The 24,949-nt window shown below is 70.9% G+C and carries 22 protein-coding genes, 1 tRNA gene and 1 riboswitch; of the genes, 15 read left to right on the plus strand and 8 right to left on the minus strand.

Annotated features, from left to right (window positions below):
- Positions 1-135 precede the first annotated feature (135 nt).
- Positions 136-307, plus strand: a riboswitch (cyclic di-AMP (ydaO/yuaA leader).
- The 7 genes from OG842_RS23620 (at position 308) to OG842_RS23650 (ending at position 8,423) form a co-directional block, all read left to right on the plus strand.
- Complete coding sequence (locus tag OG842_RS23620) at positions 308-1,078, plus strand: transglycosylase family protein (protein ID WP_266732363.1); 771 nt, start codon at positions 308-310, stop codon at positions 1,076-1,078.
- A gap of 289 nt (positions 1,079-1,367) precedes the next feature.
- A complete protein-coding gene (eno, locus tag OG842_RS23625) occupies positions 1,368-2,657 on the plus strand; it encodes a phosphopyruvate hydratase (RefSeq protein WP_266732365.1) in 1,290 nt (429 codons plus the stop codon).
- A gap of 115 nt (positions 2,658-2,772) precedes the next feature.
- A complete protein-coding gene (locus OG842_RS23630) occupies positions 2,773-3,252 on the plus strand; it encodes an FtsB family cell division protein (RefSeq protein ID WP_266732367.1) in 480 nt (159 codons plus the stop codon).
- A gap of 59 nt (positions 3,253-3,311) precedes the next feature.
- Positions 3,312-3,845: a DUF501 domain-containing protein gene (locus tag OG842_RS23635; protein ID WP_266732369.1), complete on the plus strand. Its 534-nt coding sequence runs from the start codon at positions 3,312-3,314 to the stop codon at positions 3,843-3,845.
- A gap of 207 nt (positions 3,846-4,052) precedes the next feature.
- Complete coding sequence (locus tag OG842_RS23640; protein WP_266732371.1) at positions 4,053-4,994, plus strand: Ppx/GppA phosphatase family protein; 942 nt, start codon at positions 4,053-4,055, stop codon at positions 4,992-4,994.
- A gap of 461 nt (positions 4,995-5,455) precedes the next feature.
- On the plus strand, positions 5,456-6,841 hold the full coding sequence (locus OG842_RS23645) for an NAD(P)/FAD-dependent oxidoreductase (RefSeq protein ID WP_266732373.1): 1,386 nt from the start codon (positions 5,456-5,458) through the stop codon (positions 6,839-6,841).
- A 277-nt stretch (positions 6,842-7,118) separates the two neighbouring features.
- Positions 7,119-8,423 carry an SAM-dependent methyltransferase gene (locus OG842_RS23650; RefSeq protein WP_266732374.1) on the plus strand — a complete coding sequence of 435 codons (1,305 nt, stop codon included), beginning with the start codon at positions 7,119-7,121 and terminating at the stop codon, positions 8,421-8,423.
- Between the two features lie 117 nt (positions 8,424-8,540).
- On the opposite strand, the gene OG842_RS23655 is transcribed toward OG842_RS23650, so the two are convergent.
- Both OG842_RS23655 and OG842_RS23660 read right to left on the minus strand, forming a co-directional pair.
- Positions 8,541-11,069, minus strand: a complete 2,529-nt coding sequence (locus OG842_RS23655) for an ABC transporter permease (protein ID WP_266732376.1) — start codon at positions 11,067-11,069, stop codon at positions 8,541-8,543.
- Positions 11,070-11,125: 56 nt separating this feature from the next.
- Positions 11,126-11,896, minus strand: coding sequence for an ABC transporter ATP-binding protein (locus OG842_RS23660; RefSeq protein WP_266732377.1), 771 nt, complete (start codon positions 11,894-11,896; stop codon positions 11,126-11,128).
- Positions 11,897-12,385: 489 nt separating this feature from the next.
- On the opposite strand from OG842_RS23660, the gene OG842_RS23665 reads away from it, so the two are divergent.
- The 3 genes from OG842_RS23665 to OG842_RS23675 all read left to right on the plus strand — a co-directional run bounded on the left by OG842_RS23665 (position 12,386) and on the right by OG842_RS23675 (position 13,998).
- Positions 12,386-12,471: transfer RNA gene (locus OG842_RS23665), tRNA-Leu, on the plus strand.
- Between the two features lie 185 nt (positions 12,472-12,656).
- Positions 12,657-13,544, plus strand: a complete 888-nt coding sequence (locus OG842_RS23670) for a Bax inhibitor-1/YccA family protein (protein WP_266732379.1) — start codon at positions 12,657-12,659, stop codon at positions 13,542-13,544.
- Between the two features lie 136 nt (positions 13,545-13,680).
- Positions 13,681-13,998: a hypothetical protein gene (locus OG842_RS23675; RefSeq protein ID WP_266732381.1), complete on the plus strand. Its 318-nt coding sequence runs from the start codon at positions 13,681-13,683 to the stop codon at positions 13,996-13,998.
- A gap of 75 nt (positions 13,999-14,073) precedes the next feature.
- On the opposite strand, the gene OG842_RS23680 is transcribed toward OG842_RS23675, so the two are convergent.
- The 3 genes from OG842_RS23680 to OG842_RS23690 all read right to left on the minus strand — a co-directional run bounded on the left by OG842_RS23680 (position 14,074) and on the right by OG842_RS23690 (position 17,633).
- Positions 14,074-14,904, minus strand: coding sequence for a hypothetical protein (locus tag OG842_RS23680; protein WP_443064070.1), 831 nt, complete (start codon positions 14,902-14,904; stop codon positions 14,074-14,076).
- Between the two features lie 309 nt (positions 14,905-15,213).
- Positions 15,214-16,434 (minus strand): acetyl-CoA C-acetyltransferase, encoded by a 1,221-nt coding sequence (locus OG842_RS23685; protein WP_266732385.1) that lies wholly within the window; start codon positions 16,432-16,434, stop codon positions 15,214-15,216.
- A gap of 122 nt (positions 16,435-16,556) precedes the next feature.
- The gene (locus OG842_RS23690) at positions 16,557-17,633 is read right to left on the minus strand and encodes an SGNH/GDSL hydrolase family protein (RefSeq protein ID WP_266733779.1); all 1,077 of its coding nucleotides are present in this window, start codon (positions 17,631-17,633) and stop codon (positions 16,557-16,559) included.
- Between the two features lie 155 nt (positions 17,634-17,788).
- On the opposite strand from OG842_RS23690, the gene OG842_RS23695 reads away from it, so the two are divergent.
- Complete coding sequence (locus tag OG842_RS23695; protein WP_266732386.1) at positions 17,789-19,195, plus strand: cystathionine beta-synthase; 1,407 nt, start codon at positions 17,789-17,791, stop codon at positions 19,193-19,195.
- A 323-nt stretch (positions 19,196-19,518) separates the two neighbouring features.
- Here OG842_RS23695 and OG842_RS23700 read toward each other — a convergent pair whose 3' ends face one another.
- Positions 19,519-20,355 (minus strand): helix-turn-helix transcriptional regulator, encoded by an 837-nt coding sequence (locus tag OG842_RS23700; protein ID WP_266732388.1) that lies wholly within the window; start codon positions 20,353-20,355, stop codon positions 19,519-19,521.
- 149 nt (positions 20,356-20,504) lie between these two features.
- On the opposite strand from OG842_RS23700, the gene OG842_RS23705 reads away from it, so the two are divergent.
- On the plus strand, positions 20,505-21,266 hold the full coding sequence (locus OG842_RS23705) for an SDR family oxidoreductase (RefSeq protein WP_266732390.1): 762 nt from the start codon (positions 20,505-20,507) through the stop codon (positions 21,264-21,266).
- Positions 21,267-21,336: 70 nt separating this feature from the next.
- Here the strand turns inward: OG842_RS23705 and OG842_RS23710 are convergent, their stop codons facing one another.
- The gene (locus OG842_RS23710) at positions 21,337-21,756 is read right to left on the minus strand and encodes a hypothetical protein (RefSeq protein ID WP_266732391.1); all 420 of its coding nucleotides are present in this window, start codon (positions 21,754-21,756) and stop codon (positions 21,337-21,339) included.
- Between the two features lie 229 nt (positions 21,757-21,985).
- Between OG842_RS23710 and OG842_RS23715 the strand changes: the two genes are divergently transcribed.
- From OG842_RS23715 to OG842_RS23725, 3 genes are read left to right on the plus strand one after another with little or no spacing between them, the layout of a single operon-like run.
- On the plus strand, positions 21,986-22,834 hold the full coding sequence (locus OG842_RS23715; protein WP_266732392.1) for a MurR/RpiR family transcriptional regulator: 849 nt from the start codon (positions 21,986-21,988) through the stop codon (positions 22,832-22,834).
- A gap of 44 nt (positions 22,835-22,878) precedes the next feature.
- Positions 22,879-23,586, plus strand: a complete 708-nt coding sequence (locus tag OG842_RS23720; protein WP_266732394.1) for a hypothetical protein — start codon at positions 22,879-22,881, stop codon at positions 23,584-23,586.
- A 53-nt stretch (positions 23,587-23,639) separates the two neighbouring features.
- Positions 23,640-24,206 (plus strand): hypothetical protein, encoded by a 567-nt coding sequence (locus tag OG842_RS23725; RefSeq protein ID WP_266732396.1) that lies wholly within the window; start codon positions 23,640-23,642, stop codon positions 24,204-24,206.
- A 12-nt stretch (positions 24,207-24,218) separates the two neighbouring features.
- Here OG842_RS23725 and OG842_RS23730 read toward each other — a convergent pair whose 3' ends face one another.
- Entirely contained in the window at positions 24,219-24,731 is a 513-nt protein-coding gene (locus tag OG842_RS23730; protein ID WP_266733780.1) for a roadblock/LC7 domain-containing protein, read from the minus strand.
- Positions 24,732-24,949: the final 218 nt, after the last annotated feature.

Genomic DNA, 24,949 nt, shown 5'->3' on the forward strand with positions numbered 1-24,949 from the left:
GATGCGATTACGTGTTGATTGTCGGATATGTCCATCTTTGAATGTGAGGGTTGCGTATGTTTACGGTCGGAACCGCTCGCACCGCGGGCCCCGTCGACCGTCACGCCGAATCCTGCCGTCGGTCGAAGGGAACAGACGCGTAAAGCGCCGTAGGCAGGAGCGGGGGACCCAGGTAAGCGCCGGGCCCGATCGTCGAAAGACGCATCAGGACCGGCTTGGGGTGAAGTCGCGTGCTAGGACGTGCGACCGGGCAACTCACTTGGCCCGAACCCGACAGCTCACCTCGTAGGCGTCGGTGAGGAGAACCATGCTGCTTTCCAGCAAGGGCAAGCACCGCCGCCCGTCCAAGGCCGTCCGCATCGCCACGCTCGCCGGTGTCGCCGGTGCCGCAGTCGCCGTGCCCCTGATGGGCGCGACCGGCGCCTCCGCCGCCTCCGTCGCCACCTGGGACGCCGTCGCCCAGTGCGAGTCCGGTGGCAACTGGTCCATCAACACCGGCAACGGCTACTACGGCGGTCTGCAGTTCTCGCAGTCCAGCTGGGCCGCCGCCGGCGGTACGCAGTACGCCCCCCGCGCCGACCTGGCCACCAAGGCCCAGCAGATCGCCACCGCCGAGAAGCTCCTCGACATGCAGGGCCCCGGTGCCTGGGGTTGTGCCGGCGCCGGCAACCTGACCAACGACGGCGTCGACCCGGGCGTCGACACCGGCTCGTCCTCGAACTCCTCCTCCAACTCGACCGCGAGCTCCGGCGCCTCCGAGCAGCAGAGCGCCCCGGCCGCCCCGAAGCAGCAGGCCCAGCCGAAGCCGGCCGAGCGCACCGAGGCCCCCGCCGCCTCCCGCTCGGACCGCACCGCCGCCCCGCAGGCCGAGTCGAAGAAGACCGTCACCACGCCGACCGGCGAGAAGGTCAAGAAGGGCGACGGCGAGTACAAGGTCGCCTCCGGCGACTCGCTGAGCAAGATCGCCGCCGACCACAAGGTCAAGGGCGGCTGGCAGAAGCTGTTCGAGCTGAACAAGGACATCGTCAAGGACGCCGACCTGATCTACCCGGGTCAGCAGCTGCACCTGACGAAGTAGTCGCGGCTCGCTCCTCCCCGAGTGCCACCCCGGCCCGGCGCGCATTCCCCCGTATGCGCCCGGCCGGGGTCCTGCCATTCGTGCTCGGGGGAGCGGCGGACCGTTCAACTGTTGTAGTTACTGACCGGTAAAAATCTGACCGTTTGTCCGGCAATGTGTGCCCCCGGGTCCTTTTTCGTCCCAGGGGTCGGGCGGTCGGCCGACTGATCGGGCCGGGCCGGTTAGGCTCTTGTCGCAAGGCCAAAGCGACCCTGCACAACCAGCGTCATATCCCAGAAGGAGATGCCTCGTGCCGTCCATCGACGTCGTCGTAGCCCGGGAAATCCTCGACTCCCGCGGAAACCCCACGGTCGAGGTAGAGGTCGGCCTCGACGACGGCAGCACGGGCCGTGCTGCCGTTCCGTCCGGCGCCTCCACCGGTGCGTTCGAGGCCATTGAGCTTCGCGACGGTGACCCCAACCGCTACCAGGGCAAGGGCGTCGAGAAGGCCGTCCTCGCCGTGATCGAGCAGATCGGCCCGGAGCTCGTCGGCTACGACGCCACCGAGCAGCGGCTGATCGACCAGGCGATGTTCGACCTGGACGCCACCGAGAACAAGGGCTCGCTCGGCGCCAACGCCATCCTCGGCGTCTCGCTGGCCGTCGCCCACGCCGCCTCCGAGGCCTCGGACCTGCCGCTCTTCCGCTACCTCGGCGGCCCGAACGCGCACCTGCTGCCCGTTCCGATGATGAACATCCTCAACGGCGGCTCGCACGCCGACTCCAACGTGGACATCCAGGAGTTCATGATCGCGCCGATCGGCGCGGAGTCCTTCTCCGAGGCGCTGCGCTGGGGTGCCGAGGTCTACCACACGCTGAAGAAGGTCCTGAAGACCAAGGGCCTGTCGACCGGTCTCGGTGACGAGGGCGGCTTCGCGCCGAACCTGGAGTCCAACCGCGCCGCCCTCGACCTCATCGTCGAGGCCATCAAGGAGGCCGGCTACGTCCCGGGCAAGGACATCGCGCTCGCGCTCGACGTCGCCGCGTCCGAGTTCTACAAGGACGGCAAGTACGAGTTCGAGGGCAAGGCCCGCTCGGCCGCCGAGATGACCGAGTACTACGAGGAGCTCGTCTCCGCGTACCCGCTGGTCTCCATCGAGGACCCGCTGTTCGAGGACGACTGGGCCGGCTGGAAGGTCATCACCGACAAGCTCGGCGCCAAGGTGCAGATCGTCGGCGACGACCTCTTCGTCACCAACCCGGAGCGCCTGGCCCGCGGCATCGAGGAGGGCTCCGCCAACGCCCTGCTCGTCAAGGTCAACCAGATCGGCTCGCTGACCGAGACCCTGGACGCGGTCGAGCTGGCCCAGCGCAACGGCTTCAAGTGCATGATGTCCCACCGCTCCGGCGAGACCGAGGACGTCACCATCGCCGACCTCGCGGTCGCGGTGAACTGCGGCCAGATCAAGACCGGCGCCCCGGCCCGCTCGGACCGCGTCGCCAAGTACAACCAGCTGCTGCGCATCGAGGAGATCCTCGACGACGCCGCGGTGTACGCGGGCCGCTCGGCGTTCCCGCGGTTTCGCTCTGCGAACCAGTAAGCACAGCAAGGGCTGACAAGCCCGGCGGGGGTCTTGTGCCCCGGCCTCCGTCCGTCCCCGCACTCGGTCCCGTACCGTGTGCGGGGACGGACGTGCGTAGTGGGGAGGCGGGGACATGGCCGTGAAGGACCGGGACCGGTTCTCCACCGCGACCCGGCTGCGGCTGCTCGGCGAGCAGACCGCGGCCCGCGTCTACCGGTCCCAGAACCGCCGCCAGGCCCGCCGCTCACGGCTCACCGGCCGTGCGGCCTTCCTCGCGCTCGTCGTCTGCTCGCTGGTGGTCGCGCTCGCGTACCCGATGCGGCAGTACGTCTCGCAGCGGGACGAGATCGCCGACCAGGAGCGGCTGGCGCAGGAGGCCAAGGCCCGTACCGAGGAGCTGCGCGACGAGAAGGCGCGCCTCCAGGACGACGCGTACATCCGGCAGCTGGCCCGCACGCACCTGCACTACCTTCTTCCCGGGGAGACCGGTTACACCGTGATCGACCCCGACGCGGTCAAGGAGCGCGAGGGCAGGACGGACAAGTCCGGCCGGCCGTGGCACTCCAACCTCTGGGACGGCGTGGACAGCGCCGACCGCGACGACCGCGACTGACTTTCTCCATCCATCTGCAGAACCGCAGTTCGAGCAGCCCGATCAGAACCTAGGCAGGCATGGAAACGCCCCCTCCCCAGACCGAGTCCACCGCGCCCACCGAGGCGGACATCGCCGCGTTCCAGCAGCAGCTGGGCCGTCCGCCGCGCGGTCTGCGCGCGATCGCGCACCGCTGCCCGTGCGGCAACCCGGACGTGGTCGAGACGCAGCCCCGGCTGGAGGACGGTACGCCGTTCCCGACGACGTACTACCTGACGTGCCCGCGTGCCGCCTCCGCGATCGGCACGCTGGAGGCGAACGGGGTCATGAAGGAGATGACCGAGCGCCTCGGTACGGACCCCGAGCTGGCCGCCGCGTACCGGGCCGCGCACGAGGACTACATCGCACGGCGCGACGCGATCGAGGTGCTGGAGGGCTTTCCGAGCGCGGGGGGCATGCCGGACCGGGTGAAGTGCCTGCACGTCCTGGTGGGGCACTCACTGGCCGCGGGGCCGGGGGTGAATCCGCTGGGCGACGAGGCGATCGCGATGCTGACGGAGTGGTGGCGCAAGGGGCCGTGCGTTTCGCCGTGCGGCGCGCCGGACGAGGACTGACCGTTCGTTCCCCGGGGGCTCCGCCCCCGGACCCCTGCCCCTCAATCGCCGGAGGGGCTTGGTTCGGGGGCTCTGCCCCCCGAACCCCGCTCCTCAATCGCCGGAGGGGCTTGAATGGCTCCTCGTCCCCGGAGGGGCTTGAACTGCTCCCCGATCCCCGGAGGGGCTTGAATCGGGGGCTTTGTCTGCTTGATTTGGGAGTGCTTCATGACTCGCGTGGCTGCCATCGACTGCGGTACCAACTCCATCCGTCTGCTCGTCGCCGACGCCGACCCGTCCACCGGTGAGCTCGTCGAGCTCGACCGGCGGATGGAGATCGTCCGGCTCGGGCAGGGCGTCGACCGTACCGGGCGGCTCGCTCCCGAGGCGCTGGAGCGGACGTTCGCGGCCTGCCGGCAGTACGCGACGGTGATCAAGGAGCACGGGGCGCAGCGGCTCCGCTTCGTCGCCACCTCCGCCTCCCGCGACGCGGAGAACCGGGACGACTTCGTCCGGGGGGTGCTGGAGATCCTGGGCGTCGAGCCCGAGGTGATCAGCGGTGACCAGGAGGCGGAGTTCTCCTTCACCGGAGCCACCAAGGAGCTCGCGGGCCGCGACCACCTCGCCAAGCCGTATCTCGTCGTGGACATCGGCGGCGGCTCCACCGAGTTCGTCGTCGGCGACGACCACGTACGGGCCGCGCGCTCCGTGGACATCGGCTGCGTACGGATGACCGAGCGGCACCTGGTGCGCGACGGTGTCGTCACCGACCCGCCGACCGACGCCCAGGTCGCCGCGATCCGGGCCGACATCGACGCCGCCCTCGACCTCGCCGGGGAGAGCGTGCCGATCACCGGGGCCGCCACCCTCGTCGGCCTCGCCGGGACGGTCACCACGGTCGCCGCGATCGCCCTGGGGCTCGACGCGTACGACTCCGAGGCGATCCACCACTCCCGGATCTCCTTCGAGCAGGTCCAGGAGATCACCGGACGGCTCCTCGGCTCCACCCACGCCGAGCGGGCCGCGATCGGCGCGATGCACCCGGGACGGGTCGATGTGATCACGTCCGGTGCGCTGATCCTGCTCGCCGTGATGGAGCGGACCGGGGCCCGTGAGGTCGTCGTCAGCGAGCACGACATCCTCGACGGGATCGGCTGGTCGATCGCCTAGGGGACAGGCTCCGGAAGGGCCTGGAAGAGGCCGGCAGGGGCGCTCCGTGCGGGGCGCTCACGCGTACCTTGGCCTGCACCTTTGAGCTCTCGTGGGCCACCCGGGGGGTGGTTCACGGGACACGCCGCGACGAAGTTCGTGAACTTCTTCACAAGGAATTCGGCTCTGTGGAGGGCAGTTCTGCTCCGGATGGGCATCCAGGGCCGCCCGCAAGGCCGTTGCGAGGCCGTGCGCGAGTGTTCCGGACGTGTTGCCGACAGGTGAACCGGAGCGGTGGTTCGGTCCGTCCGGAGGGCCAAGGGCCAGCTCACAAGCGGTGAACAACGTTCGCCGTCACACCGTGGTTCCCCTGCGTCGCCATGACCTCGGTCACGTGGGCGGCGAAGTGTAGCAGAAGGTGGACACATGCTTGTGAAGGGGCTCACGAGCATGCCCTCCGAGGGGGGTGGATACTCGATGGCATGAGCACCACGGAGCGTCCCAGGATCCTCGTAGTAGGCGGTGGGTACGTAGGCCTGTACGCAGCTCGGCGCATCCTCAAGAAGATGCGCTACGGAGAGGCGACCGTCACGGTCGTCGACCCCCGGTCGTACATGACCTACCAGCCCTTCCTCCCCGAAGCTGCTGCCGGCAGCATCTCGCCTCGGCATGTCGTCGTCCCGCTGCGACGCGTCCTGCCCAAGGCCGAGGTTCTCACCGGCCGAGTCACGACCATCGACCAGGACCGCAAGGTCGCCACGGTCGCGCCGCTCGTCGGCGAGGCCTACGAGCTGCCCTTCGACTACCTGGTCATCGCGATGGGCGCGGTCTCCCGCACCTTCCCGATCCCCGGCCTCGCCGAACAGGGCATCGGCATGAAGGGCATCGAGGAGGCCATCGGCCTGCGCAACCACGTCCTCGAGCAGCTGGACAAGGCCGACTCGACGACCGACGAGGACGTCCGCCGCAGGGCGTTGACGTTCGTCTTCGTGGGCGGCGGCTTCGCCGGTGCGGAGACCATCGGCGAGGTCGAGGACATGGCCCGCGACGCGGCGAAGTACTACACGAACGTGAAGCGCGAGGACATGCGCTTCATCCTCGTCGACGCCGCCGACAAGATCCTTCCCGAGGTCGGCCCGAAGCTGGGCACCTGGGGCCGGGAGCACCTGGAGTCCCGTGGTGTCGAGGTCTTCCTCTCGACCTCCATGGACTCCTGCGTCGACGGTCACGTCGTCCTGAAGAACGGCCTCGAGGTCGACTCCAACACCATCGTGTGGACGGCCGGCGTGAAGCCGAACCCGGCGCTGGCCCGCTTCGGCCTGCCGCTCGGTCCGCGCGGTCACGTGGACACCTCCGAGAAGCTCCAGGTGCAGGGCACCGACTACATCTGGGCCGCGGGCGACAACGCCCAGGTCCCGGACATGATCGGCCGCCGGGCCGGCAACCCGAACGCCTGGTGCCCGCCCAACGCCCAGCACGCGCTGCGGCAGGCCAAGGTCCTCGGCGACAACGTCATCTCCGGCATGCGGGGCTTCCCGCAGAAGGAGTACAGCCACGCCAACAAGGGTGCCGTCGCCGGTCTGGGGCTGCACAAGGGCGTCGCGATGATCGTCATGGGCAAGATGAAGATCAAGCTCAAGGGACGCCTCGCCTGGTACATGCACCGTGGCTACCACGGCATGGCGATGCCGACCTGGAACCGCAAGATCCGGATCTTCGCCGACTGGACCCTCGCGATGTTCCTCAAGCGCGAGGTCGTCTCGCTCGGCGCCATGGAGACGCCGCGCGAGGAGTTCTACGAGGCCGCCAAGCCGGCCCCGGCACCGGCCGCCGCCAAGGCCGAGGGCGAGAAGGCCAAGGCCTCCTAGTCCGACCGCGGGCCCACTCGCCCGCGCAGTACACGCACAATGCCCGAAGGGGCCGTCCGCCATCCGTGGTGCGGGCGGCCCCTTCGGCGTATCCGGCGCCGAATGCATGTGCCGTACAGCTGTTTTGCCCTTCCATTGCGCTGTAGCGGGATGGCGGGGGCTTCGCGGACTGTTGACGGGTACGTACCTCGTCGTGGCGCACGGGTGCCCGGCGTGGTTGCAGGCATGTTCGACCATGTTTGGGCACATTGGGAACACCATCACGGAGGTGTGCGCCATGGCAGACGCCGCGTTGCGGCTGACCGCTCTTGCCGAGGAGTTGCTGGGAGAAAAGCTGCCGGTCCGTATCCGGGCCTGGGACGGCAGCGAATCCGGACCGCCCGGTGCTCCCGTACTTGTGATCCGGAACCGCCGGGCGCTGCGCCGGCTGCTCTGGAAGCCGGGCGAACTGGGCCTGGCCCGCGCCTGGGTCGCGGGCGAACTCGACATCGAAGGCGATCTCTACGAGGCCCTGGACCTGATGGCCTCGCTGATCTGGGAGCGCGGGGCCGACGCCAAGGAGAGCGTCCACCCGGTCCGCGACCCCAGGGTGCGGGCCTTCGCCAAGGGGATGCTGCGACTGGCCGGCCCCCTGCCCCCGCCGCCCCCGCCGCCCGAGGAGGTGCGCCGCCGCCCCGGCACCCTCCACACCAAGCGCCGGGACAAGGAGGCCATCAGCCACCACTACGACGTGGGCAACGACTTCTACGAACTGGTCCTCGGCCCGTCCATGGTCTACTCCTGCGCCTACTGGGAGGACGACGGAAGCCTTGAGGACGCCCAGCGCGACAAGCTCGACCTGGTCTGCCGCAAGCTCGCGCTGAAGGAGGGCGACCGCCTCCTCGACGTCGGCTGCGGCTGGGGTTCCATGGCCATCCACGCCGCCCGCGAGTACGGCGCCCGGGTCACCGGAGTCACCCTCTCCGTGGAACAGGCCGCCTTCGCCAGGAAGCGCATCGCGCAGGAGGGCCTGACCGACCGGATCGAGATCCGGGTCCAGGACTACCGGGACGTCAGGGACGGCCCCTACGACGCCATTTCGTCCATCGGCATGGCGGAACACGTCGGCTCGGCCCGGTTCCGTGAGTACGCCGACGACCTCTACGCACTCCTCAAGCCCGGCGGCCGGCTGCTCAACCACCAGATCGCCCGCCGCCCCGAGAAGGACGAGTCCGCGTACCACGTGGACGAGTTCATCGACGCCTACGTCTTCCCCGACGGCGAACTGGCCCCGGTGGGCCGGACCGTGGCCACCCTCGAAGAGGCCGGCTTCGAGGCCCGCGACGTCGAGTCGATCCGGGAGCACTACGCGCTGACCCTGCGCCGCTGGGTCGCCAACCTGGAGAAGCAGTGGGACCGGGCGGTCCGGACGACCTCGGCCGGACGGGCCAGGGTCTGGCGGCTCTACATGGCCGCCTCCGCCCTCTCCTTCGAGCACAACAAGATCGGCGTCAACCAGATCCTCGCGGTGCGTCCGGCGGAGGGCGGGGCCTCCCGCATGCCGCTGCGGGCCCGTGACTGGACGGCGTCCGCGACCGGCTGACACACCGGAAGCGGACCGAGGGCCGGAAGAACGGGCCGAGGGCCGGTGCGCGCAGCCCCTTCGCTGCGTGCACCGGCCCTCGGGCGGCTTCGGCGGGATCCCGTCCCGCCGGGTCCGCTACTCCGTCTTGATCGCCGTCAGCATGTTCAGCTTCGCGGCGCTGCGGGCCGGCCAGAGCGCGGCCAGCACACCCACGATCCCGGCCAGCACCAGGAAGACCGCGATCCGGTCCCACGGGATGACCAGCGCGTACTGCGGGATATCCGAGGACAGGGTCTGCCCGATCGCCCAGCCGAGGAACATGCCGAGCACGACACCGACCACCGCGCCGAAGAGCGAGATGACCACGGCCTCCAGCCGGATCATGCGCTTCACCCGGCGCCGGTCCAGGCCGACCGCCCGCAGCATGCCGATCTCCTGCTGGCGCTCGAAGACCGACATCGCCAGGGTGTTGACGACCCCGAGCACCGCGATGATCAGGGCCATCGCCAGCAGTCCGTACATGATGTTCATCGCGAGGTTGACCGAGCCTCCGAACATGTCACGGATGTCCTGACGGTCCATGATGCTCATCGCCGGGTTGTCACCCAGAGCCTTCACCAGGGCCTGCTCGTTGGCGTCGCTCGCGCCGCCGTCCGTCTTCAGCCAGATCTCGCGGATGTTCGCCAGGCTGCCGTGCGCGTCGGCGACGTTCTTCGGGACCAGGACCGGGGAGAGCATCTCGTTCCCCTCGAAGACCGCCCCGACCTTGAGCTCGCTCTTCTTGTCGTCCTCGAACTTCACCCGGAGGCTGTCGCCGGTCTTCCAGCCGTTCGACTCGGCCGTCTTCTTGTCGACGGCGATCTCACCCTTGGCCAGCGCGTCGAGCGAGCCGGAGAAGGTCTTCAGCGCGAAGAGCTGCTGCATGTCGCCGGGGGTGACGGCGGACGCGGAGTGGTACTCGCCCTTGACCTCCAGTGAGGTGGCCTGCTGCGGCGAGATCGCCGTGACGCCGTCGGCCTTCTCCAGGGCGGTGAGCGCCGACTCGTCGAGCGGCCGGCCGCTCGCCATCGTCACCATGTAGTCGGCCTTGATGTTGTCCGTGGTCATCCGGTCGACCGCCTGGCCGAGGGTGACGCCGAGGACCGAGATGCCGGTGACCAGGGTGAGGCCGATCGCCAGCGCGGAGGCGGTGGCGCCGGTACGGCGCGGGTTGCGGACCGCGTTCTGGGCGGCCAGCTTGCCGGAGACCCCGAACAGCCGCTTGAGCAGCGGGCGGACCAGCGCGATCACCGGCCGCGACAGCAGCGGGATCAGCACGATGACACCTACCAGCGCGAGGAAGGCGCCCGTGGCGATGACGGTCCGGCCGGTCGATCCTGACTTGGACGCGCCCGCCACGATCGCCGCCCCGCCCAGCAGGGTGAGCACCGCGCCGATCGAGTTGCGCACCACCAGGGACTTGACGGTGGCCGTCGCGTGCACGCTGCTCATCGCCGCGACCGGCGGGATCTTGGCGGCCCGGCGGGCGGGCAGCCAGGCGGCCAGCACGGTGACCACGATGCCGACGGCGAACGCGGCGAGGACCGCGGTGGGCGAGACGACCAGCGGGCCGGCCGGGATCTTGCCGCCGAACAGGCCCATCGCGGAGCGCAGTCCGACGGCGAGGCCGAGACCGATGGCGAAGCCGACGACCGAGGCGATCACGCCGACGACGGCCGCTTCGAGGAGCACCGAGCGCTTGACCTGGCGGCGGGAGGCGCCGACGGCGCGCATCAGCGCCAGCTCCTTGGTGCGCTGGGCCACCAGCATGGTGAAGGTGTTGGCGATCAGGAAGACACCGACGAACAGGGCGATGCCGGCGAAGGCGAGCAGCACTCCGTTGAGACCGCTCAGACCGTCCTCGATGTTCTTGGCCTGCTCGTCCGCGAGCGCCTGGCCGGTCTGGGCCTCGGCGTCCTTCGGCAGCAGCGGCTTCACGTCGGCCAGCAGCTTCTCGGCGGAGGCGCCGGACGCGGCGGACACGTTGACGTCCTGGAACACACCGGGCTTGAGGTAGAGCTTCTGGGCGACCTCGGTGTCGAAGAGGACCAAGCTGCCGCCCGCGTTGACCGCGCCGTCCTCGGTGGTGAAGACGCCGGACAGGACGTACTCCTTCACCGGCCCGTTCGTGGCGACCCGGACCCGGTCACCGACTTTGTACTCGCCCCTCTTCGCGGTCTCTTCGTCGAGCGCGATCCGGTCGGCCGCGGCCGGGCCCGTACCGTCGACGAAGGTGTACGCGGAGTCCTTGCCGTTCTTGCCGGGGAAGTAGTTCCCGCCGGTGTTCGACCAGCCGTTGCCGATCAGCTTGCCGTCGGGGTCGGCGACCCCGGCGAAGCCGGAGACCCGGCCGGTGGCGGTGTCGACGCCGTCCAGGCCCTGGATCTTCTTCAGGGTGGCGGCGGTGATGCCGGGGGTCTTCTCGTTGTTCCGGTCGGCGTAGGTGGTGACGGCGACGGCGACGTCGTCGTAGCTCTTGGCCGACTGGTTGCGGAGGGCGTTGCCGAGGGTGTCGGTGAAGACCAGCGTGCCGGAGACGAAGGCCACGCCGAGCATCACGGCGAGGACGGTCATCAGCAGCCTGGCCTTGTGCGCGAGCACATTGCGCAGGGCGGTACGGAACATGTCTGTCAGTCCTGGGATGGGAGAGGGTCCGGGGAGGGGCGCAGGGCGGGGCGGACTCAGCTGGTGCGGCCCTTGGCGTCGAACGCCTTCATCCGGTCGAGGACCCGGTCCGCGGTGGGGTTGATCATCTGGTCGACGATCCGGCCGTCCGCGAGGAAGATGACCCGGTCCGCGTAGGAGGCGGCCGCCGGGTCGTGGGTCACGATCACCACGGTCTGTCCCAGCTCGCGCACCGAGTTGCGCAGGAAGCCGAGGACCTCGGCGCCGGAGCGCGAGTCCAGGTTCCCGGTCGGCTCGTCACCGAAGATGATCTCCGGCCGGGAGGCCAGGGCGCGGGCGACCGCGACGCGCTGCTGCTGACCGCCGGAGAGCTCGGTCGGCCGGTGGGACAGCCGGTCGGAAAGGCCCACCATGTCGATGACCTGGCGCACCCACTCGGCGTCGGGCTTGCGGCCCGCGATGTCCATGGGGAGCGTGATGTTCTCGTACGCCGTCAGCGTCGGCAGCAGGTTGAACGCCTGGAAGATGAAGCCGATCTTGTCCCGGCGGAGCTGGGTGAGCTGCTTGTCCTTGAGGGAGCCCAGCTCCGTGTCGCCGATCCGTACCGAACCGCTGCTGAAGCTGTCGAGACCGGCCACGCAGTGCATCAGCGTGGACTTGCCGGAGCCGGACGGGCCCATGATCGCGGTGAACTCGCCCCGGGGGAAGTCCACGGAGACCTGGTCCAGAGCGGTCACCCTGGTCTCGCCCTCCCCGTAGACCTTCGACAGATCCGTGGCGCGGGCGGCCACCGTGGTGACGCGGGGTGCGGTGGAAATGGTGGTCACGGGAATCTCCTGTTTCGGGCTCCGGCCGAGGGCTCGTCCGGGGTTTGAGCGGGACCCCTCAATCCTCACCGCCGTCGCGCTGCCGGGCGTCCGTCCGCGTGCCCGTTCCTGGGGCAGCCTTGAGTCGCACCGGGAGGGCCCCGGATCCTCCTGCGGTATGACACCGACCCTGAGTCGCCGCTCCGGGGGCCACCGCCCGTCCGGGCACCCGGCAGCCCCGCGCCCGGCCCTCCGCCCCGCTGGTGGTGCGCCCGTGGCGGCCACCGGCGCGCGCCCGGTGAATGCGCCGTCCGAGTGCGGCGACTTTACGTCAATCCGGATCACCGGCCGTCGTGCCCGCTACCCCGCCCAGGCATGTGGCGATGCCCTTGAATGAGTGCTGACGACCCCTCAAGCGGTCAATAAAATAAGACAACATCGCGCCACTGATCCGCTGTTCGGGGGAAGTCCCCGGATAGGGTCATGTGCCAACGCGGAGCCGCGCGCCAGGCCTGGATGGTGGAATGCAGACACGGCGAGCTTAAACCTCGCTGCCCCTCGGGGGCGTACCGGTTCGAGTCCGGTTCCAGGCACCACTTCTCACTTGGGGGCCGAGCCGGCGGCGGATCCGCCCGCCACCGATCCCGACCGGTTTCCGACAGGTTTGCGGCTCGTCTTCGTACGGGTTTCCAGAAAGATCCTCCCCAAGCACTAGTCTGATTCTTTTGCCTACCCATTACTCTTGTGGGAAGGCCACGCAGGGTGGCCATGGAGGAGTGAGATGAGGAGCAGCAACCCGGTCTTCTCGCGACGGGGCTTCAGCCGCGACAACGGATACGCGGGCTTCAACGCGGCGCCGCAGGCCGGGGCCCCCGCAGCGGGTGCCAACCCGTACGCGCAGGGCACCGCCGCGAACCCGTACGCCACCAACCCCTACGCCCAGCCGGACGCCCAGTACGGCGCCCCGCAGGCACCGGCGCGCACCGGCGCGATGACGATCGACGACGTCGTCACGCGCACCGCGATCACGCTGGGCACCGTGGTGCTCGGCGCCGTGCTCGCCTGGGCGCTGCTGCCGGTCGACGAGGCGAACCTCGGCAAGTCGTACGGCATCGCGATCGGCGCCGCCCTGGTGGCGTTCGTCCTGTCGCTCGTCCAGTCCTTCAAGCGCAGGCCGGTGCCGGCGCTGATCGTCTCGTACGCGGCCTTCGAGGGTGTCTTCCTCGGAGTGATCTCCAGCGCGGTCAGCACGTACATCGGACCCGGCGTCGTGATGCAGGCGGTGATGGGCACCATGTGTGTCTTCGCCGGTGTGCTGCTCGCGTACAAGATGCGCTGGATCCGTGTCACCCGGCGCTTCTACGGCTTCGTGATGGCCGCCGCCATCGGCTTCATGCTCCTGATGGTGGTCAACCTGCTGTTCGCCGTCTTCGGCGGCGGTGACGGCCTGGGCTTCCGCAGCGGTGGCCTCGGCATCCTCTTCGGTGTCATCGGGATCATCCTCGGCGCGTGCTTCCTGGCCCTGGACTTCAAGCAGGTCGAGGACGGCATCGCCTACGGCGCGCCCCGCGAGGAGTCCTGGCTGGCGGCCTTCGGCCTCACCATGACCCTGGTGTGGATCTACCTGGAGATGCTGCGTCTGCTCTCCATCCTCAGCGGCGACGACTGATCGTCCGCACCCGCACGACGGAACGGCCCGCAGGCACTGTGCCTGCGGGCCGTTCCCCGTTCTCGCAGGCGTTTCCACGTGTGCCCGTGCATCGGCCCGTTGGCAACCGTCCTGCCGGGGCGCGTAGGGTCGCGGAGTGCTCGATACGACCCCGCTGATCATCGCCGTGGACCGATTCGCCGACCGGCTGCGCGCCGCCCCGCAGAGCCGTCTGCAGCGCGGAGCCGCTGCCGAGGGACTTGCCGCGGCGCGGGAGCTGGCGCTGCGCGCCCAGCGGATCGAGGCGCCGGACCGGGAGCCGCGCCCCATGCCGGACGCCGGGCTCTTCTCGGTCGGTGACCAGCTCGCCGTGGCGGGGCGCGATCTGGCGGTGGCACTGGAAAAGGCCCCGTCGGGCGAGCTCGACGAGGCCGTGCAATTCGTGGACGAGGCCGCCGCACGCGCGTTCGCGTAGCGGCGGGTGGTGCTCCGGGGGGATCGGTCCGGGGCCGGCGGCCGGCGAGGGCCGCTGCGTCCGGATGCCGGGGTTTCAGAACGAGGCGATGACCCGGTCGGCGAGGATGTAGACGTTCTCCTTGCCGCAGGAGAAGGTCAGGGCGTACGCGCCGGAGACGCCGGAACCGCCCAGCAGCACCGGGTGCTCACCGTCGCGCAGCGAACCGGCCAGGCGCTCGGCCGTCTCGCGGTGCCCGGGGGTCATGCAGAGCGTGGTGCCGTCGGCGAAGACGTAGACGTCGAGCGTGCCGAGCGGGCCGGGGCGCACATCGGCGAGCTCCGTACGGCTGTCGGCGAGCTCTTCGAGGCGGTTGACGGTGCGCTCGTGGTCGGTGACGACCGGGGTCTGCACCGGCACGAAGTCGGGGTGCGAGGGGTGCCGGCGACGGGCGGCGGCCAGCTCGGGGGAGTCCTCGGCGAACTCCGCCGGTCCGGGCAGCTCGGTCATGTCGGCCAGCTCCGTCAGTTCCACCAGCTCGTCGAGGGCCTCGGTGGCGTCGAGGTCCATCGCGTCCAGGCCCGCGAAGTCGGCCTGGCGGGGCATGAAGAACGGCACGTCCTCGCCCACCCCGGTCAGGCCGCCCAGCAGGGACGGGGCGTCGGCGGCGTCACGCGCTTCCTGGGTGGCCCAGAAGGCACGGGCCTCGGCGAGCTCGCGCTCGCGCTCCTCGGCCAGGGCTTCGGCGACGGCCGCGCGTATCTCGGCGACCGGGGTGACGGTGCTGCGGCTCTGCGCGGGCACGGTGACGCCGTGCGCGCGGGCCTCGGACAGTTCGGTACGAAGGGCCGTGACCTGCTTGCGCAGCCCGTGAGCAGCGTGCAGAGCAGCGGCGCCCACGGCCGTGGCGGCGGCGGTGGTCAGCAACAGGGCAAGAGACATGGCGCTCACTGACATACTCCCGGTTTCAATCGATCCCCCGACTTCCTACATCAGCTTGTCCCCTACCTGCGCCCTGTGTCAGTGCATTACGTCACGAATTGGACAGGTCTTTGGGCCTGGGGTTTAACCCTGATGTGGGTGTGACCTGCGGGAATGGCTCTCCCCCAGGAGATAGGTCACATCCTGGGGGAGATTCGGTCACGGTCGGGGCTCGGAACCGGCCGTCGTGTGGGGCGCGGGCCCACTGACGGCTATGTCAGGTCCGGGCCGCCCGGCTCGGCCTCGGCAGGTGGCTCAGCTCAGCCGCTCGATGACCATCGCCATGCCCTGGCCGCCGCCGACGCACATGGTCTCCAGGCCGAACTGCTTGTCGTGGAACTGCAGGCTGTTGATCAGCGTGCCGGTGATCCGGGCGCCGGTCATGCCGAAGGGGTGGCCGACGGCGATCGCGCCGCCGTTGACGTTGACCTTCTCCAGCGGCAGGCCGAGGTCGCGGTAGGAGGGGATCACCTGGGCGGCGAACGCCTCGTTGATCTCGGCCAGGTCGATGTCGTCGACGGTCAGCCCGGCCCGCTTCAGCGCCTGCCTGCTGGCCTCCACCGGCCCGTATCCCATGATCTCGGGGGAGAGACCGGAGACGCCGGTCGAGACGATCCGGGCCAGCGGGGTCAGGCCCAGCTCGCGCGCCTTGGTGTCGGACATGATCACGAGGGCGGCGGCGCCGTCGTTGAGCGGGCAGCAGTTGCCCGCGGTGACCAGGCCGTCGGGGCGGAACACCGGCTTCAGGCCCTGCACGCCCTCCAGGGTGACGCCCGCGCGCGGGCCGTCGTCCTTCGAGACGACCGTGCCGTCCGGGGTGGTGACCGGGGTGATCTCGCGCTCCCAGAAGCCGTTCTTGAGGGCTTCCTCGGCGAGGTTCTGCGAGCGGACGCCGAACTCGTCCATGTCCTGGCGGGTGACGCCCTTGAGCCGGGCCAGGTTCTCCGCGGTCTGCCCCATCGCGATGTATGCGTCCGGGACGACGCCGTCCTCGCGCGGGTCGTGCCAGTCGTCGCCGCCCCGCTCGGCGCGGGCCGCGGTGCGGGCCTCGGCGTCGGCGAACAGCGGGTTGTGCGTGTCCGGCCAGTTGTCGGAGTTGCCCTTCGAGAAGCGGGACACCATCTCGACACCGGCCGAGACGAAGACGTCGCCCTCGCCGGCCTTGATGGCGTGCAGCGCCATCCGGCTGGTCTGGAGAGAGGACGAGCAGTAGCGGGTGATCGTGCATCCGGGAAGGTGGTCCATGCCCATCTGCACGGCGATGATGCGGCCCAGGTTGTTGCCCTGCTCGCCGCCGGGGAGGCCGCAGCCGAGCATCAGGTCGTCGATGTCCTTCGGGTCCAGCTCGGGAACCTTGGCCAGCGCGGTCTGGATGATCGTGGCGGTCAGGTCGTCCGCGCGCAGGTCCTTGAGCGAGCCCTTGAAGGCCCGGCCGATGGGGGAACGGGCTGCAGAGACGATCACGGCTTCGGGCATCACGCGGCTCCATGAGGGCTGGAAGGCGGGTTCGGGCAGGTGCTGACTTGGAAGTTACCTGTACGTAGACGCTGGGTCACCGGGCTGCGCATGTGACGCGGACCTCTTTTCTAAGCGACCGCTCAGTCGACTGGTGGCCGGTCGGCAGGCTGCTCGGCCGGCCGCTCGACAAGCCTGGGACCGGCCGGTGGACCAGCCGGTAGATCGCGTGGTTCCCCGTGCGGTTCCGGCTGCGGGTGGGGCTCCGTGGCCGTGGGCAGACGCCGCCGCCTGCGCTGCTTGAGGAGCGCCCACGGCGCCCGGGCCCCGGTGACCTCCGTACCGGCCTCCTTGGCCGCCTGGGAGGCCGCCTTGGCCACCGGCAGCATGTCCGCGCGCCGGGCCCCGTCCAGCCGTTCGGACTCCGGCCACAGCCCCAGCGCCGCGCAGAGCGTGGGCAGCACCGCCATCGCCGCCGTGGCGTACCCCTCGGCCGACGGGTGGTAGTTGTCCGGCCCGAACAGCTCCCGCGGGTTGGCCTCGAACTCCGGACCGAGCAGATCGCCCAGCGACACCGTGCGCCCGCCCTGCTCCACCGAGCCGATCGTCTGCGCCGCCGCCAGCTGCCGGCTCACCCGCCGGGCCAGCCAGCGCAGCGGCTGGTAGACCGGCTCGATGGTGCCCAGGTCCGGGCAGGTGCCGACCACCACCTCCGCGCCCGCCGTGCGCAGCCTGCGCACGGCGGTGGTCAGGCAGCGCACCGACTGGGTGGCCGGGATCCGGTGCGTCACATCGTTCGCACCGATCATGATCACGCAGACGTCCGGCGGACGGGAGGTGTCGGCGAGCAGCAGCGAGACCTGCCGCTCCAGATCGTCCGACTGGGCGCCCGGCTGCGCCACATTGCGCAGATCCACCGGCCGTTCCGACACCGCCGCGAGCCCCGAGGCGAGCAGCGCCCCCGGGGTCTGCCCGGCCCGGCGCACCCCCTGCCCGGCCGCCGTCGAGTCACCCAGCAACCCCAGCCGCAACGGTTCCGCGGGACCGGCGAACGCCACCCCGTACCGCCCGTCCGCGCTCGGCGGAACCGGGGCGATCCCGCCGCCCACCTGCCGTTTCGCCAGCTGGACCTCCGCCAGCAGGACGCCCACCGCCGCCGCACCGAGCAATCCGATGCTGCCGCCGCCGTAGGCCGCGCCCGCCGCGATCCGCCGTGCCACCCTTGCCCTTGACACAGTCCGGTCCACCTCCTCGTCGCCGTACCGCCGTACATACAGCTAACTGCCCCGCAGTGACCGTTGCTCAATCGCTTCGCCCAATCCCGTCCCCGTACGCATACCCTTGCCGCACCATCTCGGAGACCCCGGAGTACACGGTGCAATTCCACGATTCGATGATCAGTCTCGTAGGCAATACCCCGCTGGTGAGGCTGCGCAGTGTGACGGCCGGCATCCAGGCGACGGTCCTGGCCAAGGTCGAGTACTTCAACCCCGGCGGTTCGGTCAAGGACCGCATCGCCCTGAGGATGATCGAGGCCGCGGAGCAGAGCGGCGAGCTCGAGCCCGGCGGCACGATCGTCGAGCCGACCAGTGGCAACACCGGCGTCGGCCTGGCGATCGTCGCCCAGCAGAAGGGGTACAAGTGCATCTTCGTCTGCCCGGACAAGGTGTCCCTGGACAAGATCAATGTGCTGCGCGCCTACGGTGCCGAGGTCGTCGTCTGCCCGACGGCCGTTGACCCCGAGCACCCGGACTCCTACTACAACGTCTCCGACCGTCTGGTCCGCGAGACGCCGGGGGCCTGGAAGCCGGACCAGTACTCCAACCCCAACAACCCGCGTTCCCACTACGAGACCACTGGTCCCGAGCTGTGGGAGCAGACGGACGGGAAGATCACCCACTTCGTCGCGGGGGTCGGAACCGGCGGCACGATCAGCGGCACCGGCCGCTATCTGAAGGAGATCAGCGGCGGATCGGTGAAGGTGGTCGGCGCGGACCCGGAAGGCTCGGTCTACTCCGGCGGCTCCGGGCGCCCCTACCTCGTCGAGGGCGTCGGCGAGGACTTCTGGCCGAGCGCCTACGACCGTACGGTCACGGACGAGATCGTCGCCGTGTCCGACAAGGACTCCTTCCAGATGACCCGCCGCCTCGCCAAGGAGGAGGGGCTGCTGGTCGGCGGCTCCTGCGGCATGGCGGTCGTCGCCGCCCTGGAGGTCGCGAGCCGCCTGGGCCCGGACGACGTGGTCGTCGTCCTGCTGCCCGACAGCGGCCGCGGCTACCTCAGCAAGATCTTCAACGACGAGTGGATGGCCGACTACGGCTTCCTGGAGGACACCGGCCCGTCCGCGCGCGTCGCCGATGTGCTCGACCACAAGGCCGGTCCGATCCCGACCCTCGTCCACATGCACCCGGAGGAGACCGTCGGCGAGGCGATCGACGTGCTGCGCGAGTACGGCGTCTCGCAGATGCCGATCGTGAAGCCGGGCGCCGGCCACCCGGACGTGATGGCCGCCGAGGTCATCGGTTCGGTGGTGGAGCGGGAGCTGCTCAACGCGCTCTTCGCCCAGCGCGCCTCGCTCTCCGACCCGCTGGAGAAGCACATGTCGCCGCCGCTGCCGCAGGTCGGCTCCGGCGAACCGGTCGAGGACCTGATGGCCGTGCTCGGCGGCACGAACACCGCGGACGCGGCGATCGTGCTGGTGGAGGGCAAGCCGAAGGGCGTGGTCAGCCGCCAGGACCTGCTGGCGTTCCTCGCCAAGGACGCGACGGCCGGCAAGCCGTAGCACCCCGCGGGGCTCCGCTTCGCGAAAACGGTACGAGCGCGACACGTTCGCGCAGCACCGGCTTAACACGAGTCCGGCAGATTGACGGGTGTCGGCAGGGAGACCCGCCGACACCCGATACGGCGACACGGACTACGGAGCGGCTCCCGGACCTCCACCGTCGCCAGGACGCGGTGACCGGAACTGACCCGGACCGTGTCTTCTCGCGGGGACCGCCGTCGTCCCGCCCCCCGGGCGACCGGGGGTGCGGCGGTCCCCGCGACACATCCGTCGGTGCAGGCGCGCGGCTCCGTCCCTCCACACGCGCGGCCCCTGGGCGTGTCTCAGCCGGCCGGTGCCGGTGCGGCCGCCCGGCTCGCCAGCAGCGCGATGCGTTCGGCGGTCTCGCTGCCGGGCTCCGGGGTGTAGACCACCAGGGACTGACCGGGATCGCCGGCCGCGCCGAGCGTCTCGTACGGCAGGACCAGCTCACCCGCGACCGCGTGGTTGATGCGCTTGACGCCACCGGTCTTCGACTTCACCTGATGGTCCGCCCACAGCCGGCGGAAGTCCTCGCTCTTCAAGGACAACTCACCCACCAGTGTGGCCAGTTGCCGGTCATTGGGGTGCAGCCCCGCGTCCAGCCGCAGATACGCGACCGTCTCCGCCGCCACCGCCGCCCAGTCCGGGTACAGCTCCCGCGCCGCCGGCTCCAGGAACACCTGGCGCGGCATGTTGCGCTCGGCGGCGGGCATCCGGGAGAAGCCGACGACGGCGTCCCCCAGCGCGTTCCAGGCCAGCACGTCCATCCGGCGCCCCAGGATGAACGCCGGGGCACCGGCCAGCGAGTCCAGCACCAGGCGCAGCCCCGGACGCACCCGCTGGGAGGAGGCCGGAGCCGAGGCGCCGGCCCTGGGGCGTGCCACCGTACGCAGGTACGTGTGCTCCGTCTCGTCCAGCCGCAGCACCCGGGCTATCGCGTCGAGCACCGCGTCCGAGACGCTCGGGCCGCGCCCCTGCTCCAGCCGGATGTAGTAGTCGACGCTCACCCCGGCGAGCTGCGCCACCTCCTCGCGCCGCAGTCCCGGCACGCGCCGCCGGCCGTACGCCTGGAGCCCCACGTCCTCGGGCTGGATACGGGCGCGGCGTGAGCGGAGGAAATCCCCCAGGTCAGCTTCCATGGCGTCGATCGTAGAAGAACCGCGATCGCCCAGCCTGGTACTGGCAGACCCAGGAACAGCGTCCCCCTGGGTAACCCGTCGGCGGCCCCGCAGAGTGGAACCAGGCCGGGGAAACGCCCCGGGCCGCAAGGCGCACAAGGAGCACGGACATGTCGTACACGACTCTCGCAGGCCGCACCGCCGTCATCACCGGAGCCGCCAGCGGCATGGGCAGCGCGACCGCCCGGCTGCTCGCCGCCCAGGGAGTCAGGGTCGCCCTGCTGGCCCGGCGCGCGGAGCGGCTGGAGGAGCTGGCCGCCGCGATCAAGGAGGCGGGCGGCGAGGCGCTCGCCGTCGCCACCGACGTCACCGACCAGGCGTCCGTCGACGCCGCGGCCGAGCTGGTGCACAGCACCTTCGGCCAGGTGGACCTGGTGGTCAACGCGGCCGGTGTGATGCTGCCGAACCCGGTGGACGAGGGCCGGACCGACGAGTGGCAGCGGATGATCGACACCAATGTGACGGGCGCCCTGCGGATCATCCGGGCCTTCACGGCCGACCTGGTGGCGGCGGCCGCCGAGGGCCGCACCGCGGACCTGGTCAACATCTCGTCCATCGGCGCGCACATCATGTTCCCCAACTACGCCGTGTACGGGGCGACGAAGGCGGCGCTGACGTACCTGTCCACGTCGCTGCGCACCGAGTTCGGGCCGCGTGACGTCCGCGTCACGAACATCGAGCCGGGCCTCACGGACACGGAGCTGGCCGGCCACGTCGACAACGCCGAGCTGAGCGGCCAGCTCGACGGCATGTTCGACGCGCTCGGCGGGCTCTCCAGCGACGAGATCGCCGACCTGATCGCCTACGCGACCAGCCGGGCGCGCCACATCAACCTGCGCCAGCTGGTCGTGCAGCCCACCCGCCAGGCGTAGGGCGGTGGATTCCCGGGGCGGTTCCGAGCCCCCGGCCGTCAGTTCCCCCAGCCGTCGGTCCTCCCGGCCGTCAGTCCTCCCAGTCGGAGCCCGTACGGCCGGGGCCGTGCGAGAACCACGGCCAGTTGCGGGCCGCGTGCACGGCGTTGACCGCGACGATCCCGAGCCAGGCGACGATCAGGCCTCCGGTGTGGGCGGCCCCGGCAGCGATCGCCGACAGCGGTACGGCCAGGACCAGCGAGATGATCCCGAAGCCGTAGCGCTCGCCGAAATTCCCCAGGGGCTGCGACGGGCGCGCACCCCTGGCGGCGCTCACCCGCTGTTCGGCGAGATGGCGCCGGACCTGGCGGTCGAGAGTGCTGTCGAGCTGCTGCTCGACCTTCTCCAGAAAAGACTCCACGAGCGCGGGCTCGTACTCCGAACCCAGCTCACTACGGGCATGCAGGGCGGCATCGAGCTCGTTCCTGAGCTCGGGGTCACGGGCTTTCATGACCTTTACGGTACGAATCGCGGGCGTCGCGGGCAGTGGGGCTAACCCCCCTCTTTGGGTCGGGCTTCGGGTCGGGCTTCGGGTCGGTCCTTGGGCCGGGCGGCTCCTCGGACCGGGTGTCCCGCGTGGCCGACCGCCCCGGCTGCATATGGACATGCAGACACCTTGCTGGCTGAATGGATTTGTCGGCGCCGGATCGCGGTGCGCCGGAATCCACCGAGGGGACAGCATGAGCGGGAGCAGCCCGGCTGCGCGGTTGCAGCAGCTCTTCGAGGGGCGCCGGCTCACACCCACCCAGCGGCGCATCGCGCACTCGATGGTGCGCAGGGCCGGGGACGTCCCGTTCCTGTCGAGCGTGGAGCTGGCCGAGCTCGCCGGGGTCAGCCAGCCGTCCGTCACCCGGTTCGCCGTGGCGCTCGGCTTCGACGGCTACCCGGCGCTCCGCAAGCACCTGCGGGAGGTCGCACCCGCCGAGCCCGTGTCCGTGGCCGGGGGCGGGGACGACGTGTACAACGAGTACCAGCAGGCGGTGCTCGGCGAGATCGAGAATCTGCGGCACCTGGCCGAACTGCTCGCCGACCCCGGGCCCGTCGAGCGGGCGGGCAGGCTGCTGGCGGCCTCGCGGCCGCTGCTGGTGCTCGGGCTGCGGGCCGCCTCCTCGCAGGCGCGCGGCTTCGGTTACTTCGCGGCCAAGGTCCACCCCGATGTCCGGGTGCTCGACGAGGGCGGCAGCATGCTGCGCGACCGGATCGACGCCGCACGCCGGGCGGGTGGCTCCGCGCTGATCTGCTTCGCGCTGCCCCGGCACCCGAAGGAGGTCGTGGACGCGCTCGCGTACGCGCAGGAGCAGGGGATGACCGTCGTGTCGGTGGCGGACTCCGCGTTCGCGCCCGTCGCCAAGTACAGCGATCTGCTGATCCCGGCCGCCGTCGGCACCGGGCTCGCCTTCGACACGGCGTGCGCGCCGATGCTGCTGGGGCGGGTGCTGCTGGAGGCGATGTGCGACGACCTGCCCGACGCGCAGGCATGGCTGGAGGAGTTCGACGCGAGGGCGGCGCGGGGGCTGTTCGTGGAGTGACGGGCCCGGGGCTGCCGTCCGGCCGGGCCGGGGACAATGGCGCGATGCTGGAGCTGCTGCCGGGAATCGGTGTGGCACTGCCGTGCGGGGGCGGGGTGCTGCGGTTCGGAACGAGCGCCGATGCCGCCCATGACCTGCTGACCGCGTCCGCGGACCGGGTCCACCTGGGGCGGCAGTGCGGGTCGTTGATGATCAAGGACTACTCCGAACTCCGCCATGCCCACGACGCGTGGCTCGGCGGCTGCCTCTTCCAGCCCGGATGGAACACCGTGGCCGAGTTCGACGGGATCCGGCTGACCATGGCCGGTGGCGGCCCGGACGCGGCCGACGGGCTCGCACGGGTCGAGGTGGAGCGGGTGCGCCCGGCGTCGGGGCCGAGTGCGGCCGCTGCCGTGTGGGACGGGGTCGATCTGTTCGGGCACCCGGCCGACGAGGTACTCCTGGTGCTCCCGGAGACGGTGCGGCTGTCGGAACCGGCCTCGGGCGTGGCCGTGCCCGCGCTCGGGCTGCGGCTGGGCGGGAACGCCCCGGTGGGCGACAGGTGGGGGCGGCTGACCCTGACCGGCACGGAGTCCGACGGCTGGGCGCGCTGCTGCGCCGGCCGGTTCCACTGCGCCGGGGGCGGCAACGGACTGGTGGGGATCACGGGCCGAGGGGCGCGCGGCGGGGTGACCGCCGCGGCTTCGCCGATTCTCAGGCACCGCTCATCTACGGCCACTAACCTCCGGGCCGGAAGGCTCACCAGGAGCTGACGGGCTCATCAGGAGTTGGCGGCTCACCAGGAGCTGCGGAGAGGGGTACGGACGTGGGACGCGGAGCGCAGTCGTTGGCGAGGGTGGCCGTGATCGTACGGGCCGGTGCCGCACCGCTGTGGTGGCCGGGGCTGCTGGCAGCGGCGATCGGCGCGCTGGTGCCGGGGCTCACCGGGCGCCGGATCGGCCTGCTGTCCGGGGCCGCGCTCTTCCTGATCACGACGGCGGTGGTGGCGTTCGCGCGCGGCGGCCGGTACGCGGAGCTGGCCGGGGGCGCCACGCGTGCCGGGCGGTCCGACTTCCTCCAGGACCGCGCCGTGACCGTACGCAACTGGCGGCGCGGGCACCGGTGGTGGCTGCTCGGCGCGTTCCTCGTGGCGGTGGCCAGCGCGTTCCTGCTGCCCGGGGCCGGTGGGCTGGTGCTCGCCGGGGCGGGCGCCGGGCTCTGGCTCAAGGCCGTCCGGATCGGGCGGCGCGAGGAGCGGGACGACGCCCTGTACTGGGTGCGGACCGACTGGGTGGAGCGCGGGCGGCCCGCGGGCAAGCAGGTCAAGGGGTACCGGTCGACCGGGCCGATGGCGGGCGACGCCGCGCCCGGCGGGGCGCGGCGCCGGCGCTGAATCCGCCCGCCGTCAGGAGCGGGGCGGCTGCGGGCCGGGGTGCGGGAGTTGCTGCTGGGACGGTTGCGGGGGCTGTGACCGGGGTCGTTGCTGGGAGGTGAGGGACGGGGGTGCCGGTCGGGCGGCGCGGCGCGATGCGGCGTCGATCAGCTCGCCGATGCGGGCGCCCGCGAGGCGGCCCTCGATGTGGAGTGCCCCGACGTCGACCCGGTCCTCGGCCAGCAGCGTGAGGACGGCCGAGGGCCCTGCGGCGTACGACGCGACGCAGCCGGACTCGCCCCGTACGAGAAGTTCACCGAAGCCGCCCCGGCCGGTCGCCTCCGCCATCCGCGTCGCGACGCCGAGCGCGGCCGCGGTCAGCGCGCCGACGCGCTCCGGCTCCACGTCCGGGGTGTCGTGGGCCAGGACGAGCCCGTCGGTGCCGGCGACCAGGGCGCCGGACAGGAGCGGGACCCGGGTCCGTAATCGCCGTAGCTCGGCCAGGACGTCCCGCGCCTGCGCTTCGGCTTCCGCGTCGGGCGCCATCGGCGGTTTCGTCCCGGCGCGCAGCCTGAGTGCTCGGATCACAGGGGCCTCCCATGCGTCTGCGAGCCGGTGCGGCGCAGCGGCCGGGGCATACGGACACCCCTGCCGGCTCGGTGTGCGAGTGTGACCACGAGGCTACGCAACGTGCTTTCCCTGGACAGGGGTTCAGGCACCTCCCAGGGGCACATGCCCTGGTGCACGGAGGCGTACGGAGGGCG

Origin of the sequence: Streptomyces sp. NBC_00376, assembly GCF_036077095.1 — a bacterium.
GTDB lineage: Bacteria > Actinomycetota > Actinomycetes > Streptomycetales > Streptomycetaceae > Streptomyces.